Origin of the sequence: Streptomyces sp. NPDC001668, assembly GCF_042893155.1 — a bacterium.
Taxonomy (GTDB): domain Bacteria; phylum Actinomycetota; class Actinomycetes; order Streptomycetales; family Streptomycetaceae; genus Streptomyces.
Window position 1 is genome coordinate 464,997 of sequence record NZ_JBIAUQ010000007.1, and the last position, 11,914, is coordinate 476,910.

Below are 11,914 nucleotides of genomic sequence, written 5' to 3' on the forward strand. Positions count from 1 at the left end.
AAGGGGCCCTGGCGACGCTGCCGTCACCAGGGCCCCTCGGTCATGCTTCCGCTACTCGGCCGACACGACCTTGACCTCGCCGATACCGAGGGCCTCGACGGGCTCCTTGATGGCCGCCGCGTCGCCGACCAGGATCGTCACCAGCCGGTCCACCGGGAAGGCGTTGACGACGGCGGCGGTGGCCTCGACGGTGCCGGTCGCGGCGAGCTGCTGGTACAGCGTCGCCTGGTAGTCGTCGGGCAGGTGCTGCTCGACCTGGTCGGCCAGCGTGCTCGCCACGGCCGCCGCGGTCTCGTACTTGAGCGGCGCCACACCGACCAGGTTCTGTACGGCGACATCGCGCTCGGCGTCGGTGAGACCGCCCTCCGCGAGGGTGCGCAGCACCTTCCACAGGTCGTCCAGGGCGGGACCGGTGTTCGGGGTGTCGACCGAGCCGCTGATGGCGAGCATCGCGGCTCCCGAGCCGTCCGGGGCGGACCTGAGGACCTGCCCGAACGACCGTACGCCGTAGGTGTAGCCCTTCTCCTCGCGCAGGACGCGGTCCAGGCGGGAGGTGAGGGTGCCGCCGAGGCAGTACGTGCCGAGCACCTGCGCGGGCCACACGCGTGCGTGCCGGTCGGCACCGATACGGCCGATCAACAGCTGCGTCTGGACGGCGCCGGGGCGGTCCACGATGACGACCCGACCGGTGTCGTCGGCGGTCACCGCAGGCACCGGACGCGGCTGCGCGGTGGAGCCGGTCCAGGCTCCGAGGGTGTCGGCGAGCAGCGCGTCCAGGTCGATGTCGGTGAGGTCGCCGACGACCACGGCGGTCGCGGTGGCGGGGCGCACATGCTTCTCGTAGAAGGCGCGTACGGCCGCGGAGTCGATGTTCTCGACCGTCTCCTCGGTGCCCTGGCGCGGGCGCGACATGCGCGAGTCCGCCGGGAACAGCTCCCTCGAGAGCTCCTTGGCCGCGCGGCGGGACGGGTTGGCCAGCTCGTGCGGGATCTCGTCCAGGCGGTTGCGGACGAGCCGCTCGACCTCGCTGTCCGCGAACGCGGGCGCCCTGAGCGCGTCGGCCAGCAGACCGAGCGCCTTGGCGAGCCGGGAGGCGGGCACTTCGAGGCTGAGGCGGACGCCCGGGTGGTCGGCGTGCGCGTCGAGAGTGGCGCCGCAGCGCTCCAGTTCGGCGGCGAACTCCTCGGCGGAGTGCTTGTCGGTGCCCTCCGAGAAGGCGCGCGCCATGATCGTGGCGACGCCGTCCAGGCCGGCCGGTTCCGCGTCCAGGGGCGCGTCCAGGAGCACCTCGACGGCGACGACCTGCTGGCCGGGGCGGTGGCAGCGCAGCAGGGTCAGGCCGTTGTCGAGCGTCCCGCGCTCGGGGGCGGGGAAGGCCCAGACCTTGGGCTCGCCCGCCTGCGGCTGCGGGTGGAATTCCATCGCGGCGAGCTCCGTCACTTGGCCGCCTCCTCGTTGTCGTCGCTGGCTTCTACGGTCGCCGCGGCCTGCGGGTCCTCGGCGGCCTCCTCGGCGCTGTCGGCGATCTCCGCCGGGGCGGTGGGCTCGTAGACGAGCACCGCGCGGTTGTCGGGGCGCAGTTTGGCCTTGGCGACCTCCTGCACCTCCTCGGCGCTCACCTCCAGGACGCGCTGTACGGCGGTCAGGGCGAGCTGCGGGTCGCCGAACAGGACGGCGTACCGGCACAGTTCGTCGGCGCGGCCGGCGACGGTGCCGAGCCGGTCCAGCCACTCGCGCTCCAACTGGGCCTGGGCGCGCTCCATCTCCTCGGCGGTGGGGCCCTCCTCGGCGAACCGGGCGAGCTCCTCGTCGATGGCGGCCTCGATGACCGGCACCTCGACGTCACCAGAGGTCTTCACGTCGAGCCAGCCCAGGGAGGGCGCACCGGCCAGGCGCAGCAGGCCGAAGCCGGCCGCGACGGCCGTACGGTCGCGCCGTACGAGCCGGTTGTAGAGGCGGGAGGACTCGCCGCCGCCGAGGACGGTGAGGGCGAGGTCGGCCGCGTCCGCCTCGCGGGTGCCGTCGTGCGGCAGCCGGTAGGCGGCCATCAACGCGCGCGCGGGGACCTCCTCCTCGACGACCTCGCGCAGCTGCTCCCCGATGATCTCGGGCAGCGAGCCGTCGCGGGGCGCGGGCTTGCCGTCGTGGGAGGGGATGGAGCCGAAGTACTTCTCGATCCAGGCGAGCGTCTGCTCGGGGTCGATGTCGCCGACGACCGACAGGACGGCGTTGTTCGGCGCGTAGTACGTACGGAAGAACGCGCGCGCGTCCTCCAGCGTGGCCGCGTCCAGGTCCGCCATCGAGCCGATCGGCGTGTGGTGGTAGGGGTGGCCCTCGGGGTAGGCGAGCGCGGTCAGCTTCTCGAACGCGGTGCCGTAGGGGACGTTGTCGTAGCGCTGCCTGCGCTCGTTCTTGACGACGTCGCGCTGGTTCTCCATCGACTCGTCGTCGAGGGCGGCCAGCAGCGAGCCCATGCGGTCGGCCTCCAGCCAGAGGGCGAGCTCCAGCTGGTGGGTCGGCATGGTCTCGAAGTAGTTGGTGCGCTCGAAGCTGGTGGTGCCGTTGAGCGAGCCGCCCGCGCCCTGGACGAGCTCGAAGTGCCCGTTGCCGTGCACCTGCTTGGAGCCCTGGAACATCAGGTGCTCGAAAAGGTGAGCAAGGCCGGTACGCCCCTTGACCTCGTGGCGCGAGCCGACGTCGTACCAGAGGCACACCGCCGCGACCGGGGTCAGGTGGTCCTCGGAGAGCACCACGCGCAGGCCGTTGGCCAGGCGGTGCTCGGTCGCTGTCAGGCCCCCGGTGCCTGCCTGGTCTGTGGCCGTGTGACCCATGGGCATGTACGTCCCTTCGATCGCGGTCGCGGTCGTCGAAACCGCGGTTTTCCTGCCGGTCCTGCCACTGTATGCAAGCGTGCGGACCCTCGGTGAAGTTCCCGGGGCGCGTACGCCCACAGCGGATCGCGTAGCCTGCGGGCAACCGTGAGGGAGGCGCCGTGCGGTCGCCGTGCAGGGCGGCCCAGCCGGGTCCCGGCCCGGACTGTCAGTGCCGCGGTCCACAATGGTCCGCGTCAGATCCCGTTCACGCTTCAGCAAGAGTGAGCCAAAGGGCCGACGTGAGCGACCCGTAGGCGAGCGACCAGAAAAGAGGAGCCGGCAGCGATGGCCCGCCGCAGCACGAAGACCCCGCCGCCCGACGACTCGTACGAGGAGCGGATCCTCGACATCGACGTCGTGGACGAGATGAAGGGCTCGTACCTCGAGTACGCGTACTCGGTCATCTACTCCCGCGCGCTCCCCGACGCCCGCGACGGCCTCAAGCCGGTGCACCGGCGCATCGTCTACCAGATGAACGAGATGGGCCTGCGTCCCGACCGCGGCTATGTGAAGTGCGCCCGCGTGGTCGGCGAGGTCATGGGCAAGCTGCACCCGCACGGCGACGCGTCGATCTACGACGCGCTCGTGCGCATGGCCCAGCCCTTCTCGATGAGCGTGCCGCTGGTCGACGGCCACGGCAACTTCGGCTCGCTGGGCAACGACGACCCGCCGGCCGCCATGCGGTACACCGAGTGCCGCGCCGCCGAGGCCGCGAGCCTGATGACGGAGTCCATCGACGAGGACACCGTCGACTTCGCCCCGAACTACGACGGCCAGGAGCAGGAGCCGGGCGCGCTGCCCGCCGCCTTCCCCAACCTCCTGGTGAACGGCGCCTCGGGCATCGCGGTCGGCATGGCCACCAACATGGCGCCGCACAACCTCAACGAGGTCATCGCGGCCGCCCGCCACCTGATCCGCTACCCGAACGCGGATCTGGACGCCCTGATGAAGCACATCCCGGGCCCCGACCTGCCCACCGGCGGCCGGATCGTCGGCCTCTCGGGCATCAGGGACGCCTACGAGACGGGCCGCGGCACCTTCAAGATCCGCGCGACGGTGTCGGTGGAGACGGTGACGGCCCGCCGCAAGGGCCTCGTCGTCACCGAGCTGCCCTTCACGGTCGGCCCGGAGAAGGTGATCGCCAAGATCAAGGATCTGGTCGGCTCGAAGAAGCTCCAGGGCATCGCCGACGTCAAGGACCTCACCGACCGCGCGCACGGCCTGCGGCTGGTCATCGAGATCAAGAACGGCTTCGTGCCGGAGGCGGTCCTTGAGCAGCTCTACAAGCTGACGCCGATGGAGGAGTCCTTCGGCGTGAACAACGTGGCGCTGGTGGACGGACAGCCCCTCACGCTGGGCCTCAAGGAGCTTCTGGAGGTCTACCTCGACCACCGCTTCGAAGTGGTGCGCCGCCGCAGCGAGTTCCGGCGCACCAAGCGGCGCGACCGGCTGCACCTGGTCGAGGGCCTGCTCACCGCCCTGGTCGACATCGACGAGGTCATCCGGATCATCCGCTCCAGTGACAACTCCGCGCAGGCGAAGGAGCGGCTGATCGAGCGCTTCTCGCTGAGCGAGATCCAGACGCAGTACATCCTGGACACGCCCCTGCGGCGCCTGACCCGGTTCGACCGCATCGAGCTGGAGTCGGAGCAGGACCGGCTGAACGCGGAGATCGCGGAGCTGACCCGGATCCTGGAGTCGGACGCCGAGCTGCGCAAGCTGGTCTCCGCCGAACTGGCCGCGGTCGCCAAGAAGTACGGCACCGAGCGGCGCACGGTCCTGCTGGAGGCCGGAGCGACGGCCCCCGTGGCGGCCGTTCCGCTCCAGGTGGCGGACGACCCGTGCCGGGTGCTGCTGTCCTCGACGGGGCTGCTGGCCCGTACGGCGAACGGCGAGCCGTTCCCGGAGGAGGCCGACGGCAAGCGCGCCAAGCACGACGTGATCGTCTCCGCGGTACCGGCCACCGCGCGGGGCGAGATCGGCGCGGTGACCTCGTCGGGCCGCCTGCTGCGGATCAACGTCATCGACCTGCCGCAGCTGCCGGAGTCGGCCGCGAACCTCTCGGGCGGCGCCCCGCTGGCGGAGTTCGTCTCCCTGGAGGACGGCGAGACGCTGATCTGCCTCACCACGCTGGACGAGTCCTCGCCCGGTCTGGCGCTCGGCACCGAACAGGGCGTCGTCAAGCGCGTGGTCCCCGACTACCCCTCCAACAAGGACGAGTTGGAGGTCATCACGCTCAAGGAGGGCGACCGTATCGTCGGCGCGGTCGAGCTGCGGACCGGCGAGGAGGACCTGGTGTTCATCACCGACGACGCCCAGCTCCTTCGCTACCAGGCCTCGCAGGTCCGCCCGCAGGGCCGTCCGGCGGGCGGTATGACCGGCATCAAGCTGACCGAGGGCGCGAAGGTCATCTCCTTCACCGCGGTGGACCCGGCGGCGGACGCGGTCGTCTTCACGGTCGCGGGCTCGCGCGGCACGCTCGACGACTCGGTCCAGACGACGGCCAAGCTGACCCCGTTCGACCAGTACCCGCGCAAGGGCCGCGCCACGGGCGGTGTCCGCTGCCAGCGGTTCCTGAAGGGCGAGGACTGCCTGTCCCTGGCCTGGGCGGGCGCCGTCCCGGCCCGCGCCGCGCAGAAGAACGGCACACCGGCCGAACTCCCGGAGATCGACCCGCGCCGCGACGGCTCGGGCGTGTCGCTGGCGAAGACGGTGTCGGTGGTGGCGGGGCCGGTCTAGGCGGTTCTTCTGGACGGGGTCTCCTAGGCCGGTTCTCCTAGGCCGGTTCTTCGGGGTCCTCCTCGGTGCCCTGGACGTAGCGCAGGACGCCCCACATGCCGGCCTCGTCGGCGGTGTGCGGGGCGTCCTTCGCGCACTCTCCCAGATCCTTGTGGAGCGCCTGGGGGTCGATGCCGCGCCCGATGAGGACGAGCTGGGTGAGCCGGTCGTCCCCGGCGCCCCACGGCTCGGGGTAGAACCGCAGGAAGCTGCCCACGGCGTGGACGGCGTAGCGGTTGCGGGCGTCGTACGGCCCGAAGTCGACGTACCCCTTGATCCGGTACAGCCCCTCCGGCCTGCTGTCGAGGAAGGCCATCAGGCGGCGGGGGTCCATGGGCACGTCGGAGCGGAACGACACGCTGTCGTAGCCGGCGTGCAGGTGGTCCTCGTGGCCGTGCTCGTCGGTGTGGTCGTGCAGGTCGTCGAAGGAGAGCTGCCCGACGCGCTCCTCGCTGGGCCGGCAGTCGAAGAGGAACTCGGGGTCGATGCGGCCGTAGGTGGCGGGGACGACGGCGGCGCGGTCGACGAGGGACCGGACGACCGCCAGAACGCGCTCGGCGTCCTGGGGAGCCGCCCGGTCGAGCTTGTTGACGACGACGAGGTCGGCGAGGGCGAGGTGCCGGTCGAGCTCGGGGTGGCGGGCGCGGGTGTCGTCGAACTCGGCGGCGTCGACGACCTCGACGAGACCGCCGTAGACGATGTGGGGCTCCTCGCTGGCGAGCACCATACGGACCAGTTCCTGCGGCTCGGCGAGCCCGCTGGCCTCGATGACGATGACATCGATGCCGGCCTCGGGGTGGGCGAGCTTGGCGAGGTAGCCGTCGAGCTCGCTGACGTCGACGGCGCAGCACAGGCAGCCGTTCCCGAGAGAGACGGTGGAGTCGCCGAGCGCGCCCGCGACGGCCATGGCGTCGATCTCGATGGCACCGAAGTCGTTGACGACGGCGCCGATACGGCTGCCGCCGCTGCGGTGCAGGAGATGATTGAGGAGCGTGGTCTTGCCGGAACCCAGGAATCCGGCGAGCACGACGACCGGGATCTGCCGGGGGCTCCCGCTCGGCTGACTCAACGTACGACCTCTTTCGCGCTGCTGCGTGCACCGGATCGTGATCCCGGCGCACGTACGAGGTGTGAATGCCGGACCAGGATACGAGCCGGAATAATCACCGCGAAGTGAACGATTGTTAGCAGCATTTGCGGGGCAGACGTTGGGGAAGGCGCCGGTTCGTGCGACCCTCGCTTCCCTCCGTGCGCCTCCTCTCCGCCTCCCCCGCCGATCAGAACCGCTCGGCACCCTGGGAGACGGCAAGCGCCGCCCACCGCTCGCCGGTCCCCATCAGTCGACCCGCACCCCGACGACCGGCGGACGGCCGTTTGAATCGGGGATGACATGGCCACACAGAGCGTCGGCGTACGGAGGATCCTCTCAGCCGTGACGTCAGGTTTTGCAGTTGTGACCCGCTCCATCGCGACGCCAGGCTTGCGCAACCACAGGAAAGCAGCACTCACCGAACAACACCGACTCCACTTTGATCTGCTCTGCAAAGCCATGAGCGATCCGACACTGGCGGCGGTTCTCGACACCTACGAGACCGAGATACCCCTGGAGAAACAGCGGCAGTTCCTCTTCGCGAACGCGCTGTACACCAACGCCCTGTACTTCCACCGCATCGGCGCCCTGACACGTGCCGAACTCTTCGGACACCTCCGGGTCATCTGCCAGAACAAGATCTTCCAGGACTACTGGGCCGCGACCCAGCACCACCGCAAGAGCCTTCCCGAAGCGTCCGAAGAAGCCCAACTGGGCCGCATGATGGATGACTTGATCCGTGAACTGGCCGAGACGGACAACGACGAGTGGTGGGTGGTGGGGGAGCCGCCCGAGATTCCACGTGACTGAGCGGTCTCGCGTGATCGCCTCGGCCGGCATCGGACAGACTCCTGCGACACCCTCCGGCCTTGCTCTGCAGGGGTAAACTCGGCGGCCCCACCGAGTCCCTGCGGATCATGCATACCGGACGTGCGCCCCCTCCGCGCTCCTGCGCAACCGGCCGACGCGACGGAATGGCCGTAGCCCCGCGCCCAGGCCCCCGAGGCCCCCACGGAGCAATTCACTCGACCGACGTGCGGCCCCGTGAGCATCAGCGGCACCGGAAGAACCGCTATGTTTTGACTGCCCGCACCCCGGGTATCCGGGCGCCCACCCCTCCGCGCGGATCCCAGCCTCCGCCGAACCACCCTGCCCCGGAGGCACCAGCATCCGAGGAGACAACTCGGAGCCCTTTCCGTGACTCCGAGTTAGGTTGGTATCTCTCCGTGAAAATCGTGCGCCGTGTGGGGGCTTCTCCGCGCGAACGGGGCAGCGCTTCTGGCCAGACCTGCCCCGACATCTTCGAGCTCAGCGACGGCAACTTCGCCGTCATCGGGCGAGAGGCCACCATGGAGCTCGACCCGGAGCTCCCACCCGATGCGGCACGAGCCGACTACGAAAGAATCGTGGTCATCACGAGAGAGACTCTGGTGCGCGCGAAAAGCGACATCCCGGACGTATAGCAAGAGGTGCGGCCGATCTCGGGAACGCCGGTGTCGGCTTGGTCCAGCATTCCAGGCCCGGTATCCATGGATGCCGGGCCTCTACCTGTGCAGCGCCTCTTCTATGCGACCGGCACCGGCACCGGTGCCTCCACCCCCACATACCGCGCCACCGGCCGAATGATCTTCGAGTCCGCCGCCTGCTCAAGGATGTTCGCACTCCACCCCACCACCCGCGCCGCCGCGAACGTAGGCGTGAACATCTCTCGGGGCAGCCCGCACAGCTCCATGACCACGCCCGCGTAGAACTCCACGTTGGTGTGCAACTCCCGCCCCGGCTTCAGCTCCGCCAGGATCGCCTCGACATGGCGTTCCACCTCGACGGCGAAGTCCACGCGAGGCCCCCCGAACCGCTGGGCCACCTCCCGCAGCATCCGGGAACGCGGATCCTCCGTGCGGTAGATCGCGTGGCCGAAGCCCATGATCCGTTCGCCCGCGAGTACCCGCTCGCGGATCCAGGGATCGATACGGTCGGGCGTGCCGATCGCGTCCAGGGTGTCCAGCGCCCGGCTCGGTGCGCCGCCGTGCAGTGGCCCCGACAACGCCCCCACGGCCCCCACCAGACACGCCGCCACATCCGCGCCCGTCGACGCGATGACCCGCGCCGTGAAGGTTGATGCATTGAATCCGTGATCAATGGTTGAGATCAAGTACTGCTCGACCGCTCGCGCCCGCCGCGGCTCCGGTTCCGCCCCCGTCAACATGTAGAGGTAGTTCGCCGCGTACGAGAGATCCTCACGCGGTTCCACCGGCTCCAGCCCCTTGCCGAGCCGTTGCAACGCGGTGAGCAGCGTCGGCACCGCCGCGGCCGCCGCGATCGTGTCCCGCCGTCGCTCGTCCGGGTCGATGTCGTACACCGGCCGGAAGCCCTTCGCCGCCCCGAGCAACGACAAGGCGGTGCGCATACCGGCCAGCGGCCCCGACCGCCCGCTCGCCGCCGCGATCGCCGGCAGCGCCGCCCGGACCTCGTCCGGCAGCCGCCGCGACGCCGCGGTCTCGGCGCGGAAGGCCACGGCCCGTCCGGCGTCCGGCAGTTCGCCGTGGACCAGGAGATGCCAGACGTCCTCGAAGGCGCGGGTCTGCGCGAGTTCGACGGCCGAGTACTGGCGGTAGTGATAGAACCCCTCGCGCCCCCGGACATCCCCGACCTCGGTGTCGGTGACGACGACTCCGGCGAGTCCTCGCGGTACGTCGACGAGTGCGGTTGCGGACCTGTTGACCGACATGATTCCTCCCTGGACTTGATTTGACTGTCCATGGTTGACTCAATATCTGTCAATATTGATTGAATCAATACATCTCAATCAACCCACCCGGCTGCGGATACGGTGACCTCTTATGCGCGATCAAGCCCCGCTCCCCGGCTCCGCCGACCACCGGCTCAGCACCAAGGAGGCCGCCGAAGTGCTCGGCGTGAAACCCGAGACCGTCTACGCCTACGTGAGCCGCGGCCAGCTCAGCAGCCGACGCGTCCCCGGCGGCCGGGGCAGCACCTTCGACGCCAAAGAGGTGGAGAGCCTCGCCCGGCGCAATCGCCGGGAGAGCGGCGGGAGCCCGGGCTCCGGCGGCGAACTGTCCGTACGGACCCGCATCACGTTCATCGACCGGGACCGCTACTACTTCCGGGGCGTCGACGCGACCGAACTCGTCGCGCGCCACTCCTACGAGGAGATCGCGGAGTGGCTCTGGACCGGCCGCATGCGGCCCGGCGTCACCTTCGCCGCACCCGACGCCGTGGTCGACGCGGCCCGCCGCGCGGTGCACGCGCTGCCCGAACACGCCGGCCCGACCGACCGCCTGCGGGTCGCCGCGATCGCCGCAGCGGCGGCCGACCCCCTGCGCTTCGACCTGTCCGAGGAGGCCGTGCTCGGCACCGCCCGGACCCTCATCCCGACCCTCGTCGCCGCCCTGCCCCCCGTCCTCCACGACCGCCGCCGTGACGACGGCCCCCTGGGGCCCCGGCTGTGGACACGCCTCAGCGGACGCAAGCCGGACGAGGCGTCGCTGCGCGTGCTGGACACCGCGCTCGGCCTGCTCGTCGACCACGACCTCGCCGCCTCGACCCTCGCGGTACGCGTGGCAGCATCGGCCCGCGCGCACGCGTACGCGGCCGTCTCCGCCGGACTCGGCGTCCTGGAGGGCCCCCTGCACGGCGCGGCCAGCGGGCTCGCCCACAAGCTGCTGCTCGACGTGCTCGACCGGGGCGACGCGGCCCCCGTGATCGCGGAGGAGCTGCGGGCCGGCCGCCGCATCCCGGGCCTCGGCCACCGTCTCTACCCGGGCGAGGACCCCCGCGCGCGTGTCCTTTTCGGCCTCCTGGAGGAGATCCCGCGCGCCGAACCCGCCCTTCTGGCGGCCCGCGACGTGGTGGCCACCACCGCCCGCCACGCCCCTCTGCACGCCAACGTGGACCTGGCCCTCGCCGTGCTCACCGCCTCCTCAGGGATGCCGTCCACGGCCGGCGAGACGATCTTCGCCGTCGCCCGTACGGCGGGCTGGATCGCCCACGCGCTGGAGGAGTACGGAGAACGCCCGTTGCGCATGCGCCCGAGCGGCATCTATGCGGGCCCGAAGCCGCCGCAACCCCTGCCGGAGGGCTGACCCGGCGAGGCCGGAAGTCACCGCGCCGCAAGTCAGGTTAGGCTCACCTCTGTGAGTACCTGCTCAACGGTCTCGCACGACCTCGACGAGCCCGTTTCCGGAACCGCGGCCACCGCGCGGACCTGGCTGCTGCTGGAACAGCCCGGTCCCTGGGGCGCCAAGGCGCTCACTTCGAGCCACCTGGACCCCGCGCTGGGCCGCGCCCTGGAAGCCGCAGCGAAGGACACGGGCGTGCGTATCGCGCTCATCCGCCGCCCAGGACGGCACGCCGACAGCGGTACACCCACCACCCGGCAGGTGTACGCCGCCCACACCGTGCCCGGCAACGTGTGGCTGCACGGTGCGACGACCCGCGATCCACGGGACCTGCTCGACCTGGACCTCGCCGCACTCGGCAGGGGCGACCACAGCGGCTTCGACGCGACGCTCGGTGGAAGCCCCCACCCCGGCGACCCGCTCGCGCTCGTCTGCACCAACGGCAAGCGGGACCGATGCTGCGCGCTCCTGGGCCGCCCGCTCGCCGCCGAACTGGCCGCCTCGGGTGTCGAGGGCGCCTGGGAGGTCACCCATCTGGGTGGTCACCGGTTCTCCCCGACGCTGCTCGTCCTGCCGTACGGCTACGCCTACGGCCGCGCCGAGGCCCATGCCGTCAAGGAAGTCCTCCACAGCGTCCAGGCGGGCCGGATCGTGGTCGAGGGCTGTCGCGGCAACTCCGCCTGGGAGCGTCCCGGCCAGGCGGCCGAGCTGGCCGTCCGCACGACGGTGCGTGAATACGCGGCGGAGGCGCTGACGGTCGTACGCATGGACGGGGCTGCTCCGCACTGGGAGGTGACCGTCGCACACGCCGACGGTCGTCACTGGCGCGTCCTGGTGGCCCAGACCGCGGCCCTGCCGCCCCGTCCGGAGAGCTGCGGTGCGTCGGTGCTCGGCTCGCCCGCGCGGATGGACGTGGTGGCGGTGCGCGAGCTGAGGACATCGACAGCGCTGGCGAGCTGACCGGGCCGGCAGCTCCGTCAACGTATTGATCAAGAGATCCATGCCACACCCCCTGCGGCGGATCCGGCACCTCC

Annotated in this window: 9 protein-coding genes; 5 read left to right on the forward strand and 4 right to left on the reverse strand. The window is 70.7% G+C overall.

The features are described 5' to 3' along the window. Positions 1–51: 51 nt before the first annotated feature. Entirely contained in the window at positions 52–1,440 is a 1,389-nt protein-coding gene (locus ACFYZ8_RS24000) for a M16 family metallopeptidase (RefSeq protein ID WP_388537321.1), read from the reverse strand. Then, a complete protein-coding gene (locus ACFYZ8_RS24005; protein WP_359037288.1) occupies positions 1,437–2,831 on the reverse strand; it encodes a pitrilysin family protein in 1,395 nt (464 codons plus the stop codon). Before ACFYZ8_RS24005 ends, ACFYZ8_RS24000 begins: the two co-directional genes overlap by 4 nt. A 327-nt stretch (positions 2,832–3,158) precedes the next feature. Between ACFYZ8_RS24005 and ACFYZ8_RS24010 the strand changes: the two genes are divergently transcribed. Beyond that, positions 3,159–5,612, forward strand: coding sequence for a DNA topoisomerase (ATP-hydrolyzing) subunit A (locus tag ACFYZ8_RS24010; protein ID WP_388537323.1), 2,454 nt, complete (start codon positions 3,159–3,161; stop codon positions 5,610–5,612). Positions 5,613–5,649: 37 nt separating this feature from the next. Here the strand turns inward: ACFYZ8_RS24010 and ACFYZ8_RS24015 are convergent, their stop codons facing one another. Beyond that, on the reverse strand, positions 5,650–6,720 hold the full coding sequence (locus ACFYZ8_RS24015) for a CobW family GTP-binding protein (protein WP_388537325.1): 1,071 nt from the start codon (positions 6,718–6,720) through the stop codon (positions 5,650–5,652). A gap of 321 nt (positions 6,721–7,041) precedes the next feature. Between ACFYZ8_RS24015 and ACFYZ8_RS24020 the strand changes: the two genes are divergently transcribed. Together ACFYZ8_RS24020 and ACFYZ8_RS24025 are read left to right on the forward strand one after the other, a co-directional pair. Next, positions 7,042–7,551, forward strand: coding sequence for a DUF6082 family protein (locus ACFYZ8_RS24020; protein WP_359037242.1), 510 nt, complete (start codon positions 7,042–7,044; stop codon positions 7,549–7,551). 416 nt (positions 7,552–7,967) lie between these two features. Next, a complete protein-coding gene (locus tag ACFYZ8_RS24025; RefSeq protein WP_359037244.1) occupies positions 7,968–8,204 on the forward strand; it encodes a hypothetical protein in 237 nt (78 codons plus the stop codon). Between the two features lie 101 nt (positions 8,205–8,305). Here the strand turns inward: ACFYZ8_RS24025 and ACFYZ8_RS24030 are convergent, their stop codons facing one another. After that, on the reverse strand, positions 8,306–9,469 hold the full coding sequence (locus ACFYZ8_RS24030) for a citrate synthase/methylcitrate synthase (protein WP_359037246.1): 1,164 nt from the start codon (positions 9,467–9,469) through the stop codon (positions 8,306–8,308). 112 nt (positions 9,470–9,581) lie between these two features. Between ACFYZ8_RS24030 and ACFYZ8_RS24035 the strand changes: the two genes are divergently transcribed. Beyond that, positions 9,582–10,844 carry a citrate synthase gene (locus tag ACFYZ8_RS24035; protein ID WP_388537328.1) on the forward strand — a complete coding sequence of 421 codons (1,263 nt, stop codon included), beginning with the start codon at positions 9,582–9,584 and terminating at the stop codon, positions 10,842–10,844. Positions 10,845–10,895: 51 nt separating this feature from the next. Further along, positions 10,896–11,840, forward strand: a complete 945-nt coding sequence (locus tag ACFYZ8_RS24040; protein ID WP_388537329.1) for a sucrase ferredoxin — start codon at positions 10,896–10,898, stop codon at positions 11,838–11,840. Positions 11,841–11,914 lie beyond the last annotated feature (74 nt).